Here is a 21771-nt window from a genome sequence, read left to right as displayed (position 1 = left end):
TCGTGTCATCCATCTCCCTGAAAAACGTCACCAAGACCTTCGGCGCAAAGACGGTGCTGGGCAACATCCACGTCGATGTGCCCGCCGGCGAATTCCTGGTGCTGCTGGGCCCCTCGGGCTGCGGCAAGTCGACGCTGCTGCGCATGCTGGCGGGTCTTGAAACCGTCAGCGGCGGCGAGATCCATCTCGGCCAGCGGCGCGTCGACACGCTGCCGCCCAGCGCGCGCGACATGGCCTTCGTGTTCCAGTCGTATGCGCTCTATCCGCACATGACGGTGCGGCGCAACATCACCTTCCCGCTGATCATGCGCAAGTTCCGGTGGTGGTTTCACATACCGGTTCTGGGGCATTTGGCCAAGCGCCGGATCGAAAGCTCGCCCGAAGTCCGGGAACTGGTCGATCGCACCGCGAAGATCCTGTCGCTCACCGAGATGATGGACCGCCACCCGCGCACGCTCTCGGGCGGGCAGCGCCAGCGCGTGGCGCTGGGCCGCGCCATGGTGCGCCAGCCCGAGGTGTTCCTGATGGACGAGCCGCTGTCGAACCTCGACGCCAAGCTGCGCTCGTCGATGCGCGCCGAGATCATCAAACTGCACCGCGACCTGGGCGGCACCTTCGTCTACGTCACACACGACCAGATCGAAGCCATGACCATGGGCACGCGCATCGTGCTGATGCATGCCGGCGAGGCGCAGCAGATCGGCACTCCGCGCGAGATCTACACCAACCCCGCCAACACCTTCGTGGCGCGCTTCATCGGCACGCCGGCCATGAACCTGGTGCACGCGCGCATCGACGGCGGCCGGCTGGCCATCGGCGAGCTGCGGATGCCGCTGCCGGCGCACCTGGGCGTTCGCGGCGCCAGCAGCGGCGCGGAAGTGCTGGTGGGCGTGCGGCCCAACGCGCTCGCCATCGGCACCGATCCGGCGCAACCCGGCATGGCCGGCACCGTGGCGCTGGTCGAGCACGTGGGGGCCGAATCGATCGTGACCGTTCGCCTCGACACGGCCCGCACCGCGCACGACCGTGACGACGGCGTGGGTGACGAGATCATGGTCACGCAGGCGGGCTACAGCACGCTGCAGGCCGGCGACGAGGTGCGTGTCTCGCTCGACCTGACGCAGGCCGTGCTGTTCTCGGCCGAGTCGGGCCGGCGCATCTCGAACGACATCCCTCTGCCCACCGAGGCGCCGCATGCGGCCCCGGGCTTTTCCACCCAGCACTGACGAACCCGAAACATGGCAACACTCATCTCCGACGTGAAGGTCATCCTCACGGCGCCCGAGGGCATCAACCTCGTGGTCGTGAAGGTCGAGACCAACCAGCCCGGCCTGTACGGCCTCGGATGCGCGACCTTCGCCTACCGTCACCTCGTCGTTCAATGCCTGGTCGAGCAGTATCTCAAGCCGCTGCTGGTCGGGCGCGACGTGAGCGCGATCGAAGAACTCTGGCAGCTCATGCACCAGAACGCCTACTGGCGCAACGGGCCGGCCGAGAACAACGCGATCTCGGGCGTCGACATGGCGCTGTGGGACATCAAGGGAAAGATGGCCGGCATGCCGGTCTACCAGTTGTTCGGCGGCAAGGTGCGCGAAGGCGTGCCGATCTACCGGCATGCCGATGGCCGCGACCTGGCCGAACTCTGCGACAACATCCAGGGCTACATGGCGCAGGGCATCACCCACATCCGCTGCCAGAGCGGCGGCTACGGCGGTGGCGGCTTCGGCGCCGCGCCCGCAAGCGCGCCGCGCGGTGCGCCCGATGGCGTCTACCTCGACAGCCGAAGCTACATGCGCGACACGCTCAAGCTCTTCGAGGGCATCCGCGACAAGGTGGGTTTCGACGTGGCGCTCTGCCACGACGTGCACGAGCGCCTGAGCCCGATCGAGGCGATCAGGTTTGCCTGCGAGATGGAACGCTTCGAGCTGTTCTTCCTGGAAGACGCTATTCCGCTGGAAGAGGGCAAGTGGCTGCGCCAGTTGCGCGAGAAGACGCGGATTCCGCTGGCACAGGGCGAGCTCTTCAACAACCCTTATGAGTGGAAGACGCTCATCACCGAGCGGCTCATCGACTTCATCCGCGTCCACCTGAGCCAGATCGGCGGCATCACACCCGGGCGCAAGCTGCAGCTCTTTGCCGAGCAGTTCGGCGTGAAGACGGCCTGGCACGGGCCCGGCGACATGTCGCCGGTCGCGCATGCGGCCAACATCCACATCGACCTGGCCGCGCGCAATTTCGGTGTGCAGGAATGGTCGGGCGTGCAGCCGCCCAACTTCGTGATCCAGGACCTGAAGGGCCCGCCCGGCGCGCTGCTGGACGTGTTCCCCGGGTTGCCCGAATTCAAGGCGGGCTACGTCTACGCCAACGACAAGCCGGGCCTCGGCGTCGATATCGACGAGGCCGAGGCGCGCAAGTACCCCTGCGAGAACGTCGTGACCACCTGGACGCAGACGCGCCTGGTCGACGGCACATTGCAAACCCCCTGAGGAAATCCATCATGTCCACCCAACTCTTCAGCCTCGCGGGCAAGACCGCACTCGTCACCGGCTCCTCGCGCGGGCTCGGCCTTGCCATTGCGGATGGCCTTGCGGCCGCGGGCGCGCGCCTGGTGCTCAACGGCGTCGACGCCGCCCGGCTCGAGGCCTCGGCCGCCGCCTTGCGTGACAAGGGCTACACCGTCGATGCCCATGCATTCGACGTGTGCGATGAAGCCGCGGTCGTCGCGGCCTTCGCCAAGCTCGATGCGGCCGGCATTGCCGTCGACATCCTGGTCAACAACGCCGGCGTGCAGTACCGCAAGCCGATGGTCGAGCTGGCCACCGAAGACTGGCGCCGCGTGATCGAGACCAACCTCACCAGCGCCTTCGTCGTCGGGCGCGAGGCGGCCAGGCGGATGATTCCGCGCGGCCGGGGCAAGGTGATCAACATCGGCTCGCTCACCAGCGAACTGGCGCGCGCCACGGTGGCGCCCTACACGGTCGCCAAGGGCGGCATCAAGATGCTGACCCGCGCCATGACCGCCGAGTGGGCGGCCCACAACATCCAGGCCAACGCCATCGGACCGGGCTACATGCTGACCGACATGAACCAGGCGCTCATCGACAACCCGAGCTTCGACGCCTGGGTCAAGGGGCGCACCCCGGCCGGGCGCTGGGGCAAGCCCGAGGAACTAATCGGCACCGCCATCTTCCTCGCGTCAGACGCATCCAACTACGTGAGCGGGCAGATCATCTATGTCGATGGCGGCATGGTGTCCGTGCTCTGACGATTACCCAAAAAAAGGAGACATCCATGAAGCGCTTTCGTCTTGCCTGCGCAGCCGCCGCGACTTTCGCGGGCATGCTGCTGACCTTGCCTGTTGTGCATGCAGCGGACTACCCCACGCGGCCGATCGAGGTGATCGTGCCTTCCTCGGCCGGCGGCGGCACCGACGTGATGGCCCGGCTCTTCGCCGATGCGGTGAAGAAAAGCGTGCCGCAGCCTCTGATCGTCGTCAACAAGCCCGGCGCGGGCGGCGGCATCGGCATGACCGAGGCGCAGCGCGCGCCGGCCGACGGCTACAAGATTGGCGTGCTCATTTCGGAGCTGGCGATCATTCCCCACCTCAACATGACGAAGGTGACGACCGCCGACTTCATTCCGATCGCGCGGCTCAACGGCGACCCGGGCGTGATCGCCGTGCGTGCCGAGTCGCCGTACAAGTCCATCGACGACCTGCTGGCCGCCGCGCGCAAGCAGGAGGGCGCGGTGTCGATGGGCAATGCGGGTACCGGCACCATCTGGCACCTGGCGGCGGCTGCCGTCGAGCAGAAGACACGGGTGCGCTTCAACCACGTTCCGTTCCAGGGTGCGGCACCGAGCGTGGGTGCGCTGGTCGGAGGGCACGTGGATGCAATCATGGTGAGCCCGGCCGAGATCGGCTCGCACGTCGCAGCGGGCAAGGTGCGCGTACTGGCCGCGTTGGCAGAGCGCCAACTGCCGGCACCCTACGAAAAGGTTCCGACGTTCAAGGAGAAGGGCGTTGATCTTGTCATCGGCACCTGGCGCGGTCTGGGCGTGCCGTTGAAGACGCCACCCGATGTCGTGAAGTACCTGCGGGATGTCACCCGCAAGGCGGCTGAAGACTCGGCATTCCGCGATGCGCTGCTCAGGGCCAACCTGCAGCCGGCCTATATGGAGGGTGAGCAGTTCCAGGCCTTCATGAACAGCCAGTCCGTCTACTTCAAGTCGCTGCTCGACAGCGTAGATCTCAAGAAATAAAGGGCCATCACCATGGAAGCTCTCGTCATTCATGCCCCGGGCGATCTGCGCGTCGAGGAGTTCGAAACCGCCGAGTTGGGTGCCGGCCAACTGCAGGTGCGCGTGCGCTGCGGCGGCATCTGCGGGTCGGACCTGCACTACTACCAGCACGGCGGCTTCGGTGCCATCCGCATCAAGGAGCCGATGGTGCTCGGTCACGAGGTGGCGGGCGTGATCGAGGCGGTCGGCGCCGGGGTCACGGACTTCAAGCCGGGCGAACGCATCGCGATCAGCCCGAGCCGTCCGTGCGGCCTCTGCACGTACTGCCAGCAGGGCCTGCAGAACCACTGCCTGGACATGCGCTACTACGGCAGCGCGATGCGCACGCCGCATGTGCAGGGTGCCTTTCGCCAGCAGATCGTGGTCGACACGCACCAGGCGCACCGGCTGGCCGATTCGCTCAGCGATGCCGAGGGTTCGATGGCCGAGCCTTTCGCGGTGGCGCTGCACGCAGTGAGGCGCGCCGGGTCGCTGCTCGGCAAGCGCGTGCTGGTCACGGGCTGCGGGCCGATCGGTGCGCTGGCGATCATCGCGGCGCGACGTGCGGGGGCGGGCCACATCGTCGCGACCGACGTCGGCGCGCACACGCTGGGCAAGGCGCTCAAGGTCGGCGCGGATGAAGTCGTCAACGTGGCCGAGACTCCGGACGGTCTGGCGCGCTTCACAGCGAACAAGGGCAGTTTCGATGTGCTGTTCGAAGCGAGCGGCAATGCCCGCGCGCTGGTCGGCGCCTTCGACGCGCTGCGGCCGCGCGGCATCATCGTGCAACTGGGTTTGGGAGGCGACATGACACTGCCGATCAACACCATCGTGGCCAAGGAGTTCGACCTGCGCGGGGCGTTCCGTTTCCACGAAGAGTTCGCGGTGGCGGTCGAGCTGCTCAACAAGGGCCTGGTCGACGTGAAGCCGCTGATCTCCGCGACCTTGTCCTACCGCGATTCGGCGCGGGCCTTCGCGTTGGCGGCCGACCGGTCGCAGTCCATGAAGGTGATCCTGAACTTCGATTGAGGCTTCAGCCCCGCCGCACACCCTCGGCGTCCACCAGCCCGACGCGCGTCTGCCGGCCCCAGGTGCCGCGCCCGGTCAGGAACATCCACCAGCCCCAGGCCGCCCCCGTGTGGCGCAGGATCTGGAAGGTGAAGGGCTCGACCAGTGCGGCCAGGAAAGCCTGCACCATGTTGGCTTCGCTGCCGTGGCCGATCCAGCGCCGGTACAGGAACACCGACCACAGGTGGAAGACGAGGTCGAGCACGATCTTCGCGCCGATCACGCCGGCCACCGGCGCGAGCACGCCGAAGTTGCCGCGCACCAGGTACACCAGCAGCAGCCCGAAGGCCGCAAGGCCGTAGAGCGGCTGCAAGGTGTCGATGGCCTTCACCGGCAGCATCGCGACGCCGAGCCAGCCATAGCGCCGGTCGCCGACCATGGCGCGGTACCAGAACTGCGTCTGCAGGAAGCCGCCGAACCAGCGGCGGCGCTGGCGCAGGAAGGCGCCCGTGCTGCTGGGCGCATCGGTGTGGGCCTGCGCGTCGCCCAGCACGCGCACCGTCCACGGCAGGCCGTGGGCCTGGGCGTGGCGATGAAGGCGGTGGATGAGTTCGTAGTCTTCCACCAGGCAGTCGGTGTCGAAGCCGCCCACGGCGCGCACCGCGTCGGTGCGAAAGCCGGCGAAGGCGCCCGAGATCAGCAGCAGGCCGTTGACGCGCATCCACGCATAGCGCGAGAGGAAGTTGCGGATGTACTCGTAGGTCTGGAACCACTGGAAGCAGCGGCCGGCCAGTGTGCGGCTGCACACCGGGATGATGACGCCGGTGGCAGCCACGAGGTTGGGCTCTTCGGAGAACGCCCGGCGCACGGCGCCGATGGCCTGCGTGTCGAGCAGCGTGTCGCCATCGACCGTGAGCACGGTGTCGGTGTCGATACACAGGATGGCCGCGTTCAGCGCGACCGCCTTGCCGCCGTGCGGCAGGCGCAGCCAGTAGAGAGAAGGATGCGTGGCGCTGGGCGCGCTCAGTTCGCCCGGGGCCGGCGCGACGAGCCCGTAGTGCGTGGTCAGCAGCTCGGCCGTGCCGTCGGTCGAGCCGTCGTCGGCGATCACGATGCGGTCGGGCACGTCGGTCTGGCCGAGCAGGGCGGCCAGCGTCACAGGCAGCACGGCCGCCTCGTTGTGCGAGGCGACGATCACGCCCAGCGTGTTGCGCCGGGTCGCGGATGTGACAGCGGGCAGGGGACGCGGCCGCAGGATCGGCAGCGTCATCCACGCCACGAACAGCAGCAGCACCGTGTCGTACAGCACATAGGCCACGCCCACAGACCATGAGGCGACGTTGCCGAACTTGAAGGCCATGGCGAAGAGCAGCGCCCACAGCACGAGCACGCCGCCATGGATGAGCCAGCTTCGCAGCGGAGTATTGGGGGGCGACAGGCGCGGCGATGCGGCCGCGAAGGCGCGTTGGAGAGAATCGTTCAAGTGAAGGTGCCCCGGGGCGACAGTCGGTCGTTCGTCGATACGCAAAAACTCGGCCTGCGGTTTCGAAAATCCCGGGCAAAGCCGGGACAATCGCACGCGCCTTCGACTGAGTCGCCTCACGCCCGAAAATTCCCCGCATGCTCGCACAAACCCGCTACACCCGAACCGCCATCGTGCTGCACTGGCTGGTCGCGGTGCTCATGATCGCCAACATCGTCCTGATCCTGCTGGTCGACCACTACCCCGACGACTGGGTGCGCCCGGCCGTCGACACCCACAAGTCGATCGGCATCACCGTGCTGGGCCTTGTGATCCTGCGGCTCCTCTGGCGCGCCACGCACAAGCCGCCACCCATGCCGGGCTCGTACGGTGCGCTCGAACGGTTCGCGGCGCATGCGGCCCATGGCGCGCTGTACCTGCTGATGATTTTGCTGCCGCTGTCGGGCTGGATGCACGACTCGGCCTGGAAGGACGCGGCCACCCACCCGATGCAGCTCTTCGGCCTGTTCGAATGGCCGCGCATCGGCTGGATCATGGCCATCGAGCCTGCCGTGAAGGAAACCTGGCACACCGTGCTGGGCGGTGTGCACGCCTGGGCGGGCTATGTGCTGTACGTGCTCTTCGGGCTGCACGTGCTGGGTGCGCTCAAGCACCAGTTCCTCGATGGCGAGGCCGAACTCCAACGGATGCTGCCATGACGACACCACGGACCGGGGCACGCGACCTCATCGCGCGCGTCGACGCGCTCTCCACCCTCCACGACCCGGTGCACGAGGGCGTGCGCGTGCGCTGGCGCCGCTTCGGCACCGACACGACGAAGCCCCCGCTGGTGCTGCTGCACGGCGGCCACGGCAGCTGGATGCACTGGCTGCGCAACGCCGAGGCGCTCTCGGCCGGCCGCACGCTGTGGCTGCCCGACATGCCGGGCTTCAACGAATCCGACGCGCTGCCCCGCGTGGCGCCCGGCGAAGACCCGCTGCAGCCGCTGCTCGCTGCGCTTGGCGGCACGCTCGACCAGCTCGTCGGCGCGGGCAGCGTCATCGACCTCGGCGGCTTCTCCTTCGGCGGGCTGACGGCCGCGCGCTTCGGGGCCGGGCGCGGGGCAGTGCGCCGCTTCGCGCTGATCGGCAGCGGCGGCCACGGCACGCTGCGGCGCATGACGGCGCAGATGATCAACTGGCGCGCCGCCCCCGACCGCGAAGCCGAACGCGCCGCGCTGCTACACAACCTGGGCGCGCTGATGCTGCACGAGAAGTCCGCCATCGATGCGCTGGCCTTCGAGATCCACGACATCTCCTGCCACGGCACGCGCTTTCGTAGCAAGGAGGTGTCGCAGTCGGGCGGGCTGCAGCAGGCGCTGGGCACTTTGGGCGTGCCGACGCTGCTGCTGTGGGGCGAGTTCGACGTCACCGCCGATCCGCGCCCGCTGGTGGCGCAGCTTGCCGTCGAAGGACCGGCGCGCGAAGGCGTGGTGATCGACGGCGCCGGCCACTGGGCGCAGTACGAGCGCGCCGACGAGGTCAACGCACGGTTGCTGGCGTTCTTCGGCTGACCCAGAGGTTCTGGAAAAGCGACACGAAGTGCACGAAGCCTGGGGCGAGTTTCATCCCCTAGATGGTTTCCGGGTCAAAGAATCGACGAGACAAGCCGTTGCGCCCCGGGTAGAACTTGAAATAGGGCCGCGCTTCGTCAATGGTGCGCGCTACCGATGGATGTTCCATCAAGCGATCGAAGTAGGAGGCCAGGCGTCCCTGTTGCGGCGCTATGGGCACATAGGTCACGGCATAGAACAAGGCCGGTGCGGCGGCACAATCGGCCATGGTGAATGCATCGTCGGCCACCCAGGTTCGCCCTTCAAGGTGGTTGTCGATCAACGCATAGGCCGACGACAGGCCTTCTCGCGTCCGAGCCACGCCGAGCGCATCGCGCTCACCTTCCGGTCGCAGCAGGTTGGCGGTGAAAGCCTGCATGGGTGTCATCACGTACAGGTCGAAGAGGCGGTCCCACAGGCGCACCTGTAGCGCCGCGTCCGGATCATGCGGGATGAGCGCCCGGCCGGGGTTGGCGTGGTGGCGCTGCAAGTGCTCGATGATGATGCTCGTCTCGGGAATGGGCCGCCCCTGATCGATCAGCAGGGGCATCTTGCCCGTGGGCCACAAGGCCAGGAACGCCGAGCGCTCTGCCGGATCGCCCAGATTCAACAGGCGCTTTTCTGCCTCGATACCCAGCTCGTCGAGCGCGATGAGTACCTTGTGGCAGTAGGACGAAAGCGGATGGTAGTGAAGAGTAAGAGCAGTCATGTGGCACACACTGTTGTTTCCCGTGTCGGAAAATGTCGGTGTGGCAGCCCGACCGGTCAAGAGGCTGCCAGATCTTGGCGATCAGCCCGAAGATCTCTTTCATTTCGCTCGACTGACCGCGGGCGCTATTGCTTCGTGAGGCCCAGCTTGCGGATGGTCTCGGCCCATTGGTCGTAGGTTGTGCGCGTCAGGTCGGCCAGCTGCTGCGGGGTCGACGATTCCGCCTCGTAGGCGCCTTGTCGGAAGAAGTCGCGCGTGGCCGGCATGGCCAGCACCTGCGCCAGTGCGGCGTTGAGCTTCTCCACCACCGGCGCCGGCATGCGTGCCGGGCCGTAGAAGCCGAGCCAGCTCGCCATGTCGACGCCGCTTACGCCTTGCTCGGTCATCGTCGGCACGTCCGGCAGCATCGGGCTGCGGCGCGGCGCCGCCACGGCCAGCATGCGGACCTTGCCGGTGGCCGTGTTCTGGATCGCGTTGGGCGCCGCGTCGAAGTAGTACTGCACGCGGCCCGCGAGGAAGTCCTTGGCGGCGTCGGCGCCGCCCTTGTACGGCACGTGCACCACGTCCAGCCCGGCCTGCCGCGCGAAGGCCTCGCCGTAGATGTGCGAGGAGGTGCCGGTGCCGAAGGAGGCGTAGCTCATCTTCCCCGGGTTGGCCTTGATGTACGCCACCAGCTCCTGCACCGTGCGCGCCGGCACGCTCGCGTGCACGGTCAGCACCAGCGGGCCGCGCGCGCCGAGCGAGATGGGCGTCAGGTCCTTGAACGGGTCGTAGCGCACCTGCGCCAGCGTCTGCGGGTTCTGCGCCACCACGGAGGAGGGCGCGTACATGAAGGTGTAGCCGTCGGGCGCGGCGCGGATCACTTCCTCCGTCGCGAGGATGAAGCTCGCACCCGGCCGGTTTTCCACGATCACCGGCGTCTGCAGCACCTCGGCGAGCTTGTTGGCGACGAAGCGCGCCTGCGCGTCCGAGGCGCCGCCGGCCGCCAGGCCCAGCACGATGCGGATGGTACGGCCCTTCTCCGGAAAGGGCGCGGCGGCATGCGCAAGCAGCGGAGGCACGGCCGCGCCGAGCGCGAGCCAGGCGGCAACGCGGCGGCGGCGAAGAGAGGTGGGCCTGTCGTTCATTGCTTGACAAACCCCACCTGCTGCACCATCGCGCCCCAGCTGTCGTAGGTCGAGCGCGTGATGCTGGCGAACTCCGCCGGCGTGGTGGAGCCGGCCTCGTAGCCGCCGCTGCGGTAGAACTCGCGCACCTGCGGCATCGCCAGCACCTTCGCCAGCGCGGTGTTGAGCTTCTCGACCACCGGCGCCGGCATGCGCGCCGGCCCGTAGAAGCCCAGCCAGCTCGGCAGGTCGAGCCCGGCATAGCCCTGCTCGGCGAAGGTGGGCACGTCGGGCAGCGCGGCAATGCGCGCATTGGCCGCCACCGCGAGGATCTTCACCTTGCCGGAGGAGGCGGTGATGATGGCCGAGGAGGCCGAGTCGAACATGTACTGCACGCGCCCGCCGATCAGGTCCTTCGCCGCGTCGGAGCCGCCCTTGTACGGGATGTGCACCGCGTCGATGCCGGTCTTCTTCACGAAGGCCTCGCCGTAGATGTGCGAGGAGGTGCCCGCGCCGAAGGAGGCGTAGCTCACCTTGCCCGGGTGCGCCTTCACGTAGGCCACCAGTTCCTTCACGTTGTTCACCGGCACGGTGGTGCTCAGCGACAGCACCAGCGGCCCGCGCCCGCCCATCGAGATGGCGGTGAAGTCCTTGAACGGGTCGTAGGGCACCTGCGCGAAGGTGTGCGGGTTCTGCGCCATGGTGGACGAGGGCGCGTACAGCAGCGTGTAGCCGTCGGGCTGGGCGCGCGACACCTCGTTGGCCGCCAGCATGGTGCTGGCGCCGGGCTTGTTGTCCACGATCACGCTGGTGTCGAGCACCTCGCCGAGCTTCTGCGCAACGATGCGCGCCTGCGCGTCGGTGCCGCCGCCGGCCGTGAAGCCCACGACGATGCGGATGGGCTTGCCCCGCACCGGAAAGTCCTGCGCCAGCGCCAATGGCGCGAGGCCCAGCAGGGCCGCGGCGCTGAGGGCCGAGCCGAAGGCACGGCGGGTGCCGTGAAGTTTTCTCATCGTTGTCTCCGTTGGATTGCTTTTTCAATATTGATCTTGAAATCCATAAAAATCCATATTTGTTAGGGAATACCCCAAATATCGACTCTTTGAGTTTGACAAAATGGAAAGTGAAATCAAAATACGACGAAACAAGCCAAGCCGAGAACGCATTCATGAAAACTGTCGTCCGTACCGACGAGCGCATCCTGTCCTCCGACATCTTCGACCGCGACAGCCGCGTCAAGCGGCCTGACCACGGCAGCTGGGCCGAGCCCGGCAAGAGCATCCCGGTCTATCACCGCTGCGGCGTGCTGGTGGTGGGCGGCGGCCCCTCGGGCACCGCGGCGGCGGCCGCCGCCGCTCGTGCGGGCGCCGACGTGGCGCTGCTGGAGCGCTACAACCACCTGGGCGGCCTTTCCACCGGTGGCCTTGTCATCTGGATCGACCGCATGACCGACTGGGAAGGCAAGCTGGTGATCCGCGGCTTCGCCGAAGAGCTGTTCGACCGCCTGCCGGCCGACGCCATCGCCGGCCCCGTGCGCGAGGACTGGGGCTCGCAGGACGCCGCCAAGGCCGCGCACTGGTCGCAGCGCACCGCCGCCTACCACGGCGTCGTCACCTGGTCGCCCACCATCGACCCCGAGCGGCTGAAGCTGCTCTCGCAGGAAATCGTGCTGGAGCGCAAGGTCAAGCTCATCTACCACTCGTGGGCCGCCATTCCCATCGTGCAGGACGGCGCGGTGAAGGGCGTGGTGTTCGAGAGCAAGGAAGGCCGCATGGCCATCATGGCCGACGTGGTGGTCGACGCCACCGGCGACGGCGACCTGTTCGCCCGCGCCGGCGCCGAGTACGTGAACGACATCGAGGAGGCCGACGTGCATCACTGCATGAACACCTCCTGGCTCTTCGGCGGCGTGGACATGAACCGCTGGATCGAGTTCAAGGCCGGCAAGCCCGAGGCCTTCACCGCCTTCATGGCCGGCGGGCGCGAGCAGTGCGGCCTGTTCGAGCGGCCCTTCGTCTCCTGGCGCAACGACGTGGCGCTTTTCATGGGGCCGCGCCAGTCGGGCTATTCGGCGCTCGACGTGGACGACCTCACCGCCGTGGAAGTGCGCTCGCACCGCGCCATGGCCGCGCACCTCGACTACTTTCGCGCCCATGCGCCGGGCTTCGAGAACGCCTACCTGATGCTGAGCGCGCCGCAGATCGGCGTGCGCCATGCGCGGCGCCTGAGCGGCGTGGGCTCGGTGCTGCGCAGCCAGTGGCCTGACGGCGTGCCGCTGGCCGACGAGATCGGCGTGTCGCCCGCCGTATCGCCGAAGTTCCCGAACATCTCCATTCCCTACGGCGCGCTGGTGCCGAAGCAGCTCGACGGCCTGCTGGCCTGCGGGCGCCACATCTCGTGCGACCGCAACTCGCACGGCTTCATGCGCGAGATTCCGCAGTGCTGGATCACCGGCCAGGCCGCTGGCGTGGCGGCAGCGCTGGCCTCGCGCGGCGGCATCGCGCCGCGCTTCATCGACGTGGGCGCGCTGCAGTCCGGCCTGCTGGAGCAGGGCGTGTACCTGCGTGCCGAGGCGGGGCAGGACGCTGCGCCGCTGGCCACGGCCGAGGCCGGCGCCTGACGCACATGCAAGGCCATGAACCCGGCAGCTCTGCATTCGCGAGCCTCTACATTGGAGAGTCTTGCGAAGGATTCCTCCATGTCCACTGAAAAAAACGACAGTTCCCTGTCCGCCGCCGAGCCGGCCGACGCGCGCGGCGAGCGCTCCGACACCGTGAGCGCGCTGGAGCGCGGCATCTCCGTGCTGCGCTGCTTCAGCGAAGACCGCCCGGTGCTCGGCCATGCCGACCTGGCGCGCATGACCGGCATTCCTCGCGCCACCGTCAACCGGCTGGTCGCCACGCTGCTCTCGCTGGGCATGCTCAAGCCGGCGCAGGCGCCCGACCGCTTCATGCTCGGGCCGGGCGTGGTGTCGCTGTCGCGCGTGTTCCTCGGCAGCCTCGACGTGCGCGCCGCCGCGCGGCCCAGCATGCAGGCGATGGCGGAAGAAGTCGGCGCATCGGTCTACCTGGCCATTCGCGACGGCATGGAGATGGTGCTGATCGAAGCCTGCCGCCCGCGCTCGTCCATGCTCTCGGCGCGGCTCGACGTGGGCTCGCGCGCGCCGCTGGCCAACTCCGCGCTCGGCCGCTCCTACCTTTCGGCGCTGCCCGAGGCGCAGCGCAATCAGCTTATCGATTCGATGCGCCTTCTGCGCGGCCCCGAGTGGGACAGCATCGCGCCCGGCATGAACCGCGCCATCGGCGAATCGAAGCGGCTGGGCTACTGCCTCTCGCTCGGCGAGTTCCACCGCGAGATCAACTCGGTGTCGGTGCCGCTCATCGGGCCCGACGGCGAGGTGATGGCGCTCAACGGCGGCGGCGCCGGCTTCGTCTTCAGCGTGGTGCGGCTGCGGATCGAACTCGCGCCGCGCCTGCACGACATCGCGCTGAGCATCGCGCGCGACATCGGCGGCCACGTACCCACACCCTCGCCGGGCTAGCAGGCCCGGCCGGGGTTCATTCCCCACGACACAGAAGAACGGAGACACAGGTCATGCACCTGAGCGATGAAGAAAAAGCCATGTACGACGGGCGCGACGGCCAGGCCGTGCAGAAGGCGATGGACCTGCTGGTGCGCTACGGCGAAGCCCTCGGCGCCGAGCGACTGGTCGAGACGCGCAACGTCTGCGCCACCATCACCTCGACCACGCCCTTCCAGCGCGACTTCGCGCTCGCCAAGGGCGGCGGCATGGACGCGGTGTTCTCCGAATTCAGCCTCGACAGCCAGGAAACCGTCGAGATACCGAAGTTCAAGGTCTTCACCAGCCACCTTCAGCTGGGCTTCGACCCCGGCCAACCCGAACGCATGGGCGTGAGCGAGGAGATCGTGCGCTTCTACGAGAAGAGCGAACGCCACGCCGCCGGCCTCGGCGCGCAGATCATGAACACCTGCACGCCCTACCAGGTGGGCAACATTCCGACGCGCGGCGAGCACTGCGCGTGGATGGAATCGTCGGCGGTGGTCTATTGCAATTCGGTGCTGGGCGCGCGCACCAACACCGAAGGCCGTGAGAGCACCGGCGCGGCCATGCTGACCGGGCGCATTCCGTACTGGGGCTACCACCTCGACGAGAACCGCCATGCCACGCACGTGGTCGAGCTCGACATCGAGGTCGAGTCGGTGCAGGACTGGGGCCTGCTCGGCTACTACATCGGCGAACACGTGCAGGAGCGCGTGCCGGTGGTGCACAGCCGGCGCGGCATATCGCGGGTGCCGAACCTGCCGAGGCTCAAGCACTTCGGCGCGGCGGCATCGTCTTCGGGCGGCGTGGAGATGTATCACATCGCGGGTGTCACGCCCGAGGCGCTCACGCTTGAGCAGGCACTCGGCGGACGCGCGCCGGCGCAGGTGCTGCGCTACGGCGAGGCCGAGCGCCGCGCCACCTACGAGAAGATCAACATCACGGGCAAGGACGCCGAGGTGCAGTACGTGATGCTTGGTTGCCCGCACTACACCATCGAGCAGATCTGGGAGGCCGCGCAACTCATCGAGGGCCGCAAGGTTCACGCCGACTGCGAACTGTGGATCTTCACGCCGCGCGCCATCAAGTCGCTGGCCGACCGCAACGGCTACACGAAGATCATCGAGGACGCGGGCGGCATCATCATGGGCGACAGCTGCTCCGCCATGAGCCGCGCCGTGCCCAAGGGCACGAAGACCGTGGCGCTCGACTCGGCCAAGCAGGCCCATTACCTGCCCGCCATCCTCGGCGTGCAGGCCTGGTTCGGCAGCACCGCCGAATGCATCGACGCAGCCTGCACGGGGCGATGGAATGGAGGCATGCAATGAGGCTCGCTCTCCGGACCTTCTCCCTCCCCTCATGGGGGAGGGCTGGGGTGGGGGCATGCGGCGCACCCATCGAGCGCTCTGCCAGCCCCCATCCCAACCTTCCCCCAGAGGGGGAAGGAGCAAAACCATGAGCGCGATCGCACACAACATGGTTCCTCTGGTCATTCGCGGCCGCAAGGTGGTGGGCGGCATCGCGGAAGGCGAGGCGCTGGTCACGCGCGACCGCATCTCGGGCTGGGGCGGCATCGACCCGCGCACCGGCACCGTCATCGAGACGCGGCACGAGCTGCGCGGCCGGAGCTTCGCGGGCAAGGTGCTGGTGTTCCCCGGCGCCAAGGGCTCCTCGGGCTGGTCGGCCATGTTCCACATGACGCGGCTCATGAACTCGGCGCCCGCTGCGTTCCTCTTCAACGAGATGACGACCAAGATGGCGCTGGGCGCGGTGGTCACGCATGCGCCTTCGATGACCGACTTCGAGCGCGATCCGCTCGCATGCATCGAGACCGGAGACTGGGTGCGCGTGGACGCCGACCGCGGCGTGATCGAGATCACCAAGAAGAGGGGAGCCCAGCCATGACCCGCCCCCTGCGCAGCAACTTCCCGCGCGGCTCCTACCTCTGGTCGGTGCGCAACGCGCACTGGCGCGCGCTCGGCATTCCGGAGGAGGACTGCGAGAAGCCCAAGATCGCCATCGTCAACAGCTCCTCCGAGCTGGCCGCCTGCTTCAGCCACCTCGACCGCGTCGCGGCCGAGATCAAGGACGCCATCCGCGCGGCCGGCGCCGTGCCCTTCGAGATCCGCACGGCCGCACCCAGCGACTTCATCACCGGCGCGGGCGCGCGCGGCGCCTACATGCTGGCGGCGCGCGACCTCGTCACCAACGACATCGAAGTGGCCGTCGAAGGCGCGCAGCTCGACGGCATGGTGTGCCTCACCTCGTGCGACAAGACCGTGCCGGGCCAGCTCATGGCGGCCGCGCGGCTGAACATACCGACGCTGCTCGTGCCCTGCGGCTACCAGCCCAGCGGCGAGTACAAGGGTCACCACATGGACATCGAGGAGGTGTTCATCGGCGCGATGCATGCCGTCACTGGCAACCTGCCGGTGGAAGAACTCGTGGGCATGAGCCGCGAGGCCATTCGCGGCCCCGGCGTTTGCTCGGGCCTGGGCACGGCGAACTCGATGCACATCGTCTGCGAGGCGCTCGGCATGGCGCTGCCCGGCAGCGCCCCCGTGGCGGCGCTGAGCCCGAAGATGATGGCCGACGTGCGCGCGGCCGGCACGCGCATCGTGCAGATGGTGTGGGACGACCTGAAGCCGCGCGACATCCTCACGCGGGGTGCCTTCGCCAACGCGGTGCGCGCGGTGCTTTCCATCGGCGGCTCGCTCAACACCGCCAAGCACCTGCAGGCGGTGGCGACCGAGGGCGAGACCGGCGTCGACGTGTACGGCATGTTCGAGCGCCTGGGCCCCGCGACGCCGGTGCTGGCCGGCGTGCGGCCCATCGGTGCCGATTCCATCGAAGCCTTCGAGGCGGCGGGCGGCTGCCGCGCGCTGATGAAGCAGCTCGAGCCGCTGCTCGACACAGGCGCGCTCACCGTCACCGGCGGCACGGTCGCCGACAACCTGCGCGATGCCGAAGTGGCCGACGCCGAGGTGATCCGCCCCATCGGTCGCCCGGTGGCACCGCTGCCGGCCATCGTGCTGCTGCGCGGCAACCTCGCGCCCGAGTCGGGCCTCATCAAGACCGGCATCGCCGAGCGCAAGGTGCGGCGCTTCACCGGCCCGGCCGTGTGCTTCTGGACTTCGGACGCCGCCATCGCTGCGCTGAAGAAGGGCGAGATCGTGCCCGGGCAGGTCGTCGTGATGCGCGGCGCCGGTGCCTGCGGCGGCCCGGCCATGGGCGGCGGCGCGTCGCGCGTAGTCTTCGCCGTCGATGGCGCGGGGCTGGGCGACCAGGTGGCGCTGCTGACCGACGGCCATCTCTCGGGCCTGGTCTGCAAGGGGCTGGTGGTGGCCGAGGTGTCGCCCGAGGCCGCGCTCGGCGGACCGCTGGGGCTGGTGCGCGACGGCGACACCATCACCATCGATCTCGATGCACGCCGCCTCGACATCGAACTGACAGACGCCGAACTGCAGGCGCGCCGCGACGACTGGCAGGCACCGCCGCCGGCGCATGACACCGGCTGGCTGCAGCAGTACCGGCGCAACGTGGGGCCGCTCTCGAAGGGCGCCGTGCTCGTGCGCACCGAGCGGCCCGAGCCCTCGAGCTAGACCTTTTTCACCCCTGGCCTTCGCCAACCGGTGCGCACACCCGAGCGCACCCGGTGGCGCAGCCCTGCGCGTATTCCGAGTTTTTCAACCGAAGAGAAGAAGCAGGAGACAAGAAACCATGAAGAGAATCTTGATGTGGTCGGCGCTGGGACTGGCCGGCACCGGCGTGGCGCACGCGCAGTCGAGCGTCACGGTGTTCGGCGTGATGGACCTCGGCATCCAGTACACGAACGGCGTCGGTGGCGGCTCGGTGAAGGCGCTGTCGAACGGCGGGCTCTCCACCAGCCGGCTGGGCTTTCGCGGCACCGAAGACCTGGGCGGCGGCCTGCGCGCGGGCTTCTGGCTCGAAGGCAGCCTGAACCCCGACACCGGCACCGGCCGCCCGAGCAACAGCAACAACCGGACGAGCGGCGCGGGCACGGCGGGGCCGATCACCTTCGACCGCATGTCCTTCGTGAGCCTCTCGTCGGACACGCTGGGCGAAGTGCGGCTGGGCCACGACTTCATTCCCACGCACTACAACAGCATCTACTTCGACCCCTTCAACGCCAACGGCGTGGCGCGCGCGGGCAACCTCACCTTTGCCGGCGTGGGCACCGGGCCGCTGCCCACGGCCATCACCGGCAGCAACACCGTGAGCTACTGGCTGCCGCCCAACCTCGGCGGTTTCTACGGCATGGCGATGGCCGGCACCGGCGAGAACGATTCCACCGTGGCGAACCGCCACGATGGCAACTTCGCCGGCGCGCGCTTCGGCTTCGCCTCGGGCGCGTTCGACATCGCGGCGGCAGTCACGCGCTCCCATTTCGACGCCACCGCCGCCATCGGCAACTACACGCACGCCAACATCGGCGGCTCGTGGGATGCGGGCTTTGCCAAGTTCTTCGCTCTCTACAACAAGGTGACGGTGAAGCTGGCGGCCGGCACGGTGCGCAAGAACACGGCCGAGATCGGCGCGCACATTCCAGCCTTCGAGGTGGGGCGCATCCGCATCAGCTACGCCTACCTCGACGACCGCAGCGACGAGAGCCTGCGCAACGCCAACGGCATACCGCGCAACCGCGACGACGCGCGGCAGTTCGGCATCGGCTACGTGCACAACCTCTCCAAGCGCACCGCGCTCTACGGCACCTACGCGCGGCTCATGAACAGCGGGCAGGCGCGCTACGTGGTCAGCGGCGGCGTGGCGCCGGGGGCCGGGCAGCGCTCGACCGGATGGGAATTCGGCGTGCGCCATCTCTTTTGAAGCGGAGGGCCTTCAACATGCGACGCAGGACATTCACGCTGGCGGCCCTTGCCGCCGGCACGGCATTGCCGGGAACGGCGGCATGGAGCGCCGATGCGTTTCCCAACAAGCCGCTGAAACTGATCGTGGGCTTCGCGGCCGGCGGCGGCGCCGACGTGCTCACGCGCATCATTGCGGAGGGGCTGGCCAAGCAGCTCGGCCAGCAGGTGATCGTGGAGAACCGGCCCGGCGCCGACGGCGTGCTGGCCGCGCAGGCCCCCTCGTCGGCCACACCCGACGGCTACACGCTGCTGATGGGCACCAATACCGCGATGGTGGCCGCACCCACGCTACGGCCGACGCCGCCCTACGACCCCTTCAAGGCCTTCACGCCGATCAGCTCGGCCGGTCAGTTCTCGATGTTCCTGGTGGTGCCAACAAGCCTGCCGGTGAAGAGCGTGAACGAGCTGCTCGCGCTGGTGGCCTCGAAGCCCGGCGCGCTCAACTCGGCGTCGAGCAACAGCGCCTCGGAGCTCGCGATGCTGCAGCTGCTGGGCGACCGCAAGGTGGTCAACGCGCGCTACAAGGGCGACATGCAGGCCATGACCGACCTGCTGGGCGGGCAGATCCAGATGATGTTCACCACCGGCACGCTGGCGCCGGGCTTCGTGAAGGAAGGGCGCATCCGCGCGCTGGTGACGCTGCTGCCGCAGCGCAGCGCACTGTTGCCCGACGTGCCTACGGGCGGCGAGCTGGGGCTGGGCAAGCTCACCATCACGCCATGGGCCGGCTTCTTCGGGCCGCCCGGGCTGCCGCAGGCGATCACCGACAGGCTCTCGCAGGAGCTGCAGAACACGTTGAAGCGCCCCGAGGTGCATGCGCAGCTGGTGCAGCAGGGCTTCGAGGGCTACGGCATGAGCCCCGCGAAGTTCGCCGAGTTCTTCCGCGCACAGTACGACGCCTTCGGCGCCACCGTGCGCGAGCACAACGTCAAGTTCGAATAGAGGCGGCTTCTCGCTGCCAGAAGGCCGCGTCGGGAAAGCTGCCCGCGCCGGCCGCCGCGTTGTCCGCCATGTGCTCGCGGCGGCTGGTGCCCGGTATGGCGCAGGTCACGGCCGGATGGCTCAGCACGAACTTCAGCAGCACCTGCGCCCAGCTCGTGCAGCCGATCTCGCCGGCCCAGGCGGGCAGCGGCCTGTCGCGCAGCCGGCGCAGCAGCCCGCCGCCGCCGAAGGGCATGTTGACGATCACCGCCACGCCGCGCTCGGCCGCCAGCGGCAGCAGGCGCTGCTCGGCCTCGCGCGCGTCGAGCGAGTAGTTGATCTGCAGGAAGTCGAGCTTCTCGGCCTTCAGCACCGCTTCCACCTCACCGTAGGCCGAGGCCGTGTAGTGCGTGATGCCGATGTAGCGCACGCGGCCTTGCTCCTTCCAGCCGCGCAGCGTGGCGAGGTGCGTGCGCCAGTCGACGAGGTTGTGCACCTGCATCAGGTCCATGCGCTGCGTGCGCAGCCGCGCGAAGGACTGCTCCATCTGCGCGATGCCGGCCTCGCGGCCCGAGGTCCAGACCTTGGTGGCGAGAAAGGCCTTGCCCTGCTGCTTCGAGGCGGCCAGCAGTTCGCCGGTGCTTTCCTCGGAGCGGCCGTACATCGGCGAGCTGTCGATTACCGTTCCGCCGGCCGCGAACAGCGCGTCGAGCACGCCGGGCAGGCGCGCGTATTCCTCGCTGCCGGGGCGCTGGTCGAAGCCGATCCAGGTGCCGCAGCCGATCACGGGCAGGGCCTCCTGGGTGGAGGGGATGGGGCGGGTGTTCATCTTCATCGCAGGCCTGCCTTGTTGCTGGGCGAAGGAGGGGAGCGCGGCGCCGGCGCAAAGTGCGATGCTCGCACGCAGCAGCCGGGCGCGCGTGAGAGCGGGGATGTGGGGCTCGTTCGTGAAAGGCGTCGTCACGGACGAAATTCTGCGCCGACAGGTTTCGGCTTGGAACCTGTCGGGGCCAGCAGCAGGCAAGGTCCTCAGCGCAGGTAGCGCCCGTCGGCCTTCAGCATCGACAGTTCGGAGAAGGTGAGGCCGCGGTGCTCGCCGGGCCGGTACGACACCGCAATGCCGCCGATGTCGAGCGTCTTGAACGACTCCAAACCCTTCTGCAGCGATTCCGGCGTCGGGTTCGCCCCGGCGCGCTTCAGGCCTTCGACCATGACCTTCGCAGCGACGTAGCCCTCGAGGCTGGCATAGCCGAACTCGGTCGCGCCGATCTTCTTCATGGCCGCCTGGTACTCGGCGATCACCGGCATCGCGTTGTTCCAGGGATAGGGAACGACCTGCGAGATGACCACGCCGGCAGCGTCCTTCTTGATGTCCTGGAACAGCTTCTGCCCGTTCAGGAAGGAGAACGAATAGAAGGCCGTCTCGTTGCCCGTCGCGCGGTAGGCCGTGATGAACTTCGCCGCCACTTCGTTGGTGGCCGCCAGCACCACCGCCTTGGGCTTGAGCTTGGCCAGCTCCGCGGCGCGCTCGGCGGCGTCGGAGCCGTCGTTCTTGATCGCCACGCTGCCGGCCATCTTCTCGCCGCGCTCGGCAATGAACTTCTGCGTGCTTTCCAGCGCCGACCGTGCGCCCGGGTTGTCGTTGTGGGCGAAGGCGATGCGCGAGAGGCCGATCGTGAAGAGATGGTTCACGATGCGGCTGTACTCCTCGTCGAAGCTGATGCGCACCGGGAAGCCGTATTCGGTGGGCTTCACCACCGGGCCAGAACCCGTGTAGGGCCCGACGATGGGGACCTTGAGTTCGTTGGCCGCCTTGATCGCGCCGATCGACGACGAAGTGCCGATGGGCATCAGCACGCCGATGGCGCCGTCCTTCACGAAGGTCTTGACGTTCTCGGCGCCCTTGGCGGGGTCGTAGGCGTCGTCGAGCTGGCGCAGCTCGACCGGCCGGCCGTTGATGCCGCCGTTCGCGTTCACCGCGGCGAACATGGCACGGATGCCGAGCAGGGGCTCGGGCGACAGGGACGCCAGCGGCCCCGTCTGCACGTAGGTCTGGCCGATCAGGAGCGGCTTGGTCTGCGCCTGCACCGCAGACGGAAGCCCCAGGACAGTGGAGAGAGCGACGAAGGCCGAAGCCAGCAGATGAATCTTTTTGTGCATGTTGGTAACTTAGTGTTAGCGATGCCATCTTAAGGCGATGGCCCTGCCAGGTAAATCGGGTCTT

At 68.2% G+C, this 21771-nt stretch carries 20 protein-coding genes; 14 read left to right on the top strand and 6 right to left on the bottom strand.

What is annotated here, in order from left to right; all coding sequences use genetic code 11:
• Window positions 1–2 precede the first annotated feature (2 nt).
• The 5 genes from ACEOAB_RS16905 to ACEOAB_RS16885 are packed head-to-tail and all read left to right on the top strand — an operon-like array spanning window position 3 to window position 5307.
• Window positions 3–1226, top strand: coding sequence for an ABC transporter ATP-binding protein (locus ACEOAB_RS16905; RefSeq protein ID WP_495652989.1), 1224 nt, complete (start codon window positions 3–5; stop codon window positions 1224–1226).
• Window positions 1227–1238: 12 nt separating this feature from the next.
• Window positions 1239–2486 carry an enolase C-terminal domain-like protein gene (locus ACEOAB_RS16900; RefSeq protein WP_413750651.1) on the top strand — a complete coding sequence of 416 codons (1248 nt, stop codon included), beginning with the start codon at window positions 1239–1241 and terminating at the stop codon, window positions 2484–2486.
• An 11-nt stretch (window positions 2487–2497) separates the two neighbouring features.
• Window positions 2498–3265: an SDR family oxidoreductase gene (locus ACEOAB_RS16895; RefSeq protein WP_413750652.1), complete on the top strand. Its 768-nt coding sequence runs from the start codon at window positions 2498–2500 to the stop codon at window positions 3263–3265.
• A gap of 26 nt (window positions 3266–3291) precedes the next feature.
• Window positions 3292–4260: a tripartite tricarboxylate transporter substrate binding protein gene (locus tag ACEOAB_RS16890; protein WP_413750653.1), complete on the top strand. Its 969-nt coding sequence runs from the start codon at window positions 3292–3294 to the stop codon at window positions 4258–4260.
• A gap of 12 nt (window positions 4261–4272) precedes the next feature.
• A complete protein-coding gene (locus ACEOAB_RS16885; RefSeq protein WP_413750654.1) occupies window positions 4273–5307 on the top strand; it encodes an L-idonate 5-dehydrogenase in 1035 nt (344 codons plus the stop codon).
• 4 nt (window positions 5308–5311) lie between these two features.
• Here ACEOAB_RS16885 and ACEOAB_RS16880 read toward each other — a convergent pair whose 3' ends face one another.
• Window positions 5312–6769, bottom strand: a complete 1458-nt coding sequence (locus ACEOAB_RS16880) for a glycosyltransferase family 2 protein (protein WP_413750655.1) — start codon at window positions 6767–6769, stop codon at window positions 5312–5314.
• Window positions 6770–6906: 137 nt separating this feature from the next.
• Between ACEOAB_RS16880 and ACEOAB_RS16875 the strand changes: the two genes are divergently transcribed.
• Together ACEOAB_RS16875 and ACEOAB_RS16870 are read left to right on the top strand one after the other, a co-directional pair.
• Window positions 6907–7467 carry a cytochrome b gene (locus tag ACEOAB_RS16875; RefSeq protein ID WP_413750656.1) on the top strand — a complete coding sequence of 187 codons (561 nt, stop codon included), beginning with the start codon at window positions 6907–6909 and terminating at the stop codon, window positions 7465–7467.
• Complete coding sequence (locus tag ACEOAB_RS16870) at window positions 7464–8321, top strand: alpha/beta fold hydrolase (protein WP_495652988.1); 858 nt, start codon at window positions 7464–7466, stop codon at window positions 8319–8321. The genes ACEOAB_RS16875 and ACEOAB_RS16870 overlap by 4 nt, the downstream gene beginning before the upstream one ends.
• Before the next feature lie 58 nt (window positions 8322–8379).
• Here ACEOAB_RS16870 and ACEOAB_RS16865 read toward each other — a convergent pair whose 3' ends face one another.
• The 3 genes from ACEOAB_RS16865 to ACEOAB_RS16855 form a co-directional block, all read right to left on the bottom strand.
• The gene (locus tag ACEOAB_RS16865) at window positions 8380–9069 is read right to left on the bottom strand and encodes a glutathione S-transferase family protein (RefSeq protein WP_413751112.1); all 690 of its coding nucleotides are present in this window, start codon (window positions 9067–9069) and stop codon (window positions 8380–8382) included.
• Between the two features lie 125 nt (window positions 9070–9194).
• Complete coding sequence (locus ACEOAB_RS16860) at window positions 9195–10196, bottom strand: Bug family tripartite tricarboxylate transporter substrate binding protein (RefSeq protein WP_413751113.1); 1002 nt, start codon at window positions 10194–10196, stop codon at window positions 9195–9197.
• Complete coding sequence (locus tag ACEOAB_RS16855) at window positions 10193–11188, bottom strand: Bug family tripartite tricarboxylate transporter substrate binding protein (RefSeq protein ID WP_413751114.1); 996 nt, start codon at window positions 11186–11188, stop codon at window positions 10193–10195. Before ACEOAB_RS16855 ends, ACEOAB_RS16860 begins: the two co-directional genes overlap by 4 nt.
• Window positions 11189–11343: 155 nt before the next feature.
• Here ACEOAB_RS16855 and ACEOAB_RS16850 point away from each other — a divergent pair, with 155 nt between their 5' ends.
• From ACEOAB_RS16850 to ACEOAB_RS16820, 7 genes are all read left to right on the top strand, one after another.
• The gene (locus ACEOAB_RS16850; protein WP_495652987.1) at window positions 11344–12795 is read left to right on the top strand and encodes an FAD-dependent oxidoreductase; all 1452 of its coding nucleotides are present in this window, start codon (window positions 11344–11346) and stop codon (window positions 12793–12795) included.
• Between the two features lie 78 nt (window positions 12796–12873).
• Window positions 12874–13716, top strand: coding sequence for an IclR family transcriptional regulator (locus tag ACEOAB_RS16845; RefSeq protein WP_495652986.1), 843 nt, complete (start codon window positions 12874–12876; stop codon window positions 13714–13716).
• Window positions 13717–13769: 53 nt separating this feature from the next.
• Window positions 13770–15065, top strand: coding sequence for an aconitase X (locus tag ACEOAB_RS16840; RefSeq protein ID WP_413750898.1), 1296 nt, complete (start codon window positions 13770–13772; stop codon window positions 15063–15065).
• A 127-nt stretch (window positions 15066–15192) separates the two neighbouring features.
• A complete protein-coding gene (locus tag ACEOAB_RS16835; RefSeq protein ID WP_413750897.1) occupies window positions 15193–15642 on the top strand; it encodes an aconitase X swivel domain-containing protein in 450 nt (149 codons plus the stop codon).
• A complete protein-coding gene (gene ilvD, locus ACEOAB_RS16830; protein ID WP_495652985.1) occupies window positions 15639–17339 on the top strand; it encodes a dihydroxy-acid dehydratase in 1701 nt (566 codons plus the stop codon). Before ACEOAB_RS16835 ends, ilvD begins: the two co-directional genes overlap by 4 nt.
• Window positions 17340–17457: 118 nt before the next feature.
• Window positions 17458–18585: a porin gene (locus ACEOAB_RS16825; protein WP_413751237.1), complete on the top strand. Its 1128-nt coding sequence runs from the start codon at window positions 17458–17460 to the stop codon at window positions 18583–18585.
• 17 nt (window positions 18586–18602) lie between these two features.
• The gene (locus tag ACEOAB_RS16820; RefSeq protein WP_495652984.1) at window positions 18603–19568 is read left to right on the top strand and encodes a Bug family tripartite tricarboxylate transporter substrate binding protein; all 966 of its coding nucleotides are present in this window, start codon (window positions 18603–18605) and stop codon (window positions 19566–19568) included.
• On the opposite strand, the gene ACEOAB_RS16815 is transcribed toward ACEOAB_RS16820, so the two are convergent.
• Complete coding sequence (locus ACEOAB_RS16815; RefSeq protein ID WP_495652983.1) at window positions 19555–20382, bottom strand: aldo/keto reductase; 828 nt, start codon at window positions 20380–20382, stop codon at window positions 19555–19557. The genes ACEOAB_RS16820 and ACEOAB_RS16815 overlap by 14 nt on opposite strands.
• 194 nt (window positions 20383–20576) lie before the next feature.
• Window positions 20577–21707: an ABC transporter substrate-binding protein gene (locus ACEOAB_RS16810; RefSeq protein ID WP_413751346.1), complete on the bottom strand. Its 1131-nt coding sequence runs from the start codon at window positions 21705–21707 to the stop codon at window positions 20577–20579.
• Between the last annotated feature and the right edge of the window lie 64 nt (window positions 21708–21771).

It is taken from the genome of Variovorax sp. Varisp53 (assembly GCF_059491555.1).
The sequence above is the reverse complement of the archived record's forward strand: the minus strand, read 5'-3'. Positions and strand labels throughout refer to the sequence as shown.

Bases quoted from the DNA above. Each gene is read 5' to 3' on its own strand.
- ACEOAB_RS16900 (WP_413750651.1), top strand. From the start codon at position 1,239: ATGGCAACACTCATCTCCGACGTGAAGGTCATCCTCACGGCGCCCGAG.
- ACEOAB_RS16895 (WP_413750652.1), top strand. From the start codon at position 2,498: ATGTCCACCCAACTCTTCAGCCTCGCGGGCAAGACCGCACTCGTCACC.
- ACEOAB_RS16890 (WP_413750653.1), top strand. From the start codon at position 3,292: ATGAAGCGCTTTCGTCTTGCCTGCGCAGCCGCCGCGACTTTCGCGGGC.
- ACEOAB_RS16885 (WP_413750654.1), top strand. From the start codon at position 4,273: ATGGAAGCTCTCGTCATTCATGCCCCGGGCGATCTGCGCGTCGAGGAG.
- ACEOAB_RS16875 (WP_413750656.1), top strand. From the start codon at position 6,907: ATGCTCGCACAAACCCGCTACACCCGAACCGCCATCGTGCTGCACTGG.
- ACEOAB_RS16870 (WP_495652988.1), top strand. From the start codon at position 7,464: ATGACGACACCACGGACCGGGGCACGCGACCTCATCGCGCGCGTCGAC.
- ACEOAB_RS16865 (WP_413751112.1), bottom strand. From the start codon at position 9,069: ATGACTGCTCTTACTCTTCACTACCATCCGCTTTCGTCCTACTGCCAC.
- ACEOAB_RS16860 (WP_413751113.1), bottom strand. From the start codon at position 10,196: ATGAACGACAGGCCCACCTCTCTTCGCCGCCGCCGCGTTGCCGCCTGG.
- ACEOAB_RS16855 (WP_413751114.1), bottom strand. From the start codon at position 11,188: ATGAGAAAACTTCACGGCACCCGCCGTGCCTTCGGCTCGGCCCTCAGC.
- ACEOAB_RS16850 (WP_495652987.1), top strand. From the start codon at position 11,344: ATGAAAACTGTCGTCCGTACCGACGAGCGCATCCTGTCCTCCGACATC.
- ACEOAB_RS16845 (WP_495652986.1), top strand. From the start codon at position 12,874: ATGTCCACTGAAAAAAACGACAGTTCCCTGTCCGCCGCCGAGCCGGCC.
- ACEOAB_RS16840 (WP_413750898.1), top strand. From the start codon at position 13,770: ATGCACCTGAGCGATGAAGAAAAAGCCATGTACGACGGGCGCGACGGC.
- ACEOAB_RS16835 (WP_413750897.1), top strand. From the start codon at position 15,193: ATGAGCGCGATCGCACACAACATGGTTCCTCTGGTCATTCGCGGCCGC.
- ilvD (WP_495652985.1), top strand. From the start codon at position 15,639: ATGACCCGCCCCCTGCGCAGCAACTTCCCGCGCGGCTCCTACCTCTGG.
- ACEOAB_RS16825 (WP_413751237.1), top strand. From the start codon at position 17,458: ATGAAGAGAATCTTGATGTGGTCGGCGCTGGGACTGGCCGGCACCGGC.
- ACEOAB_RS16820 (WP_495652984.1), top strand. From the start codon at position 18,603: ATGCGACGCAGGACATTCACGCTGGCGGCCCTTGCCGCCGGCACGGCA.
- ACEOAB_RS16815 (WP_495652983.1), bottom strand. From the start codon at position 20,382: ATGAAGATGAACACCCGCCCCATCCCCTCCACCCAGGAGGCCCTGCCC.
- ACEOAB_RS16810 (WP_413751346.1), bottom strand. From the start codon at position 21,707: ATGCACAAAAAGATTCATCTGCTGGCTTCGGCCTTCGTCGCTCTCTCC.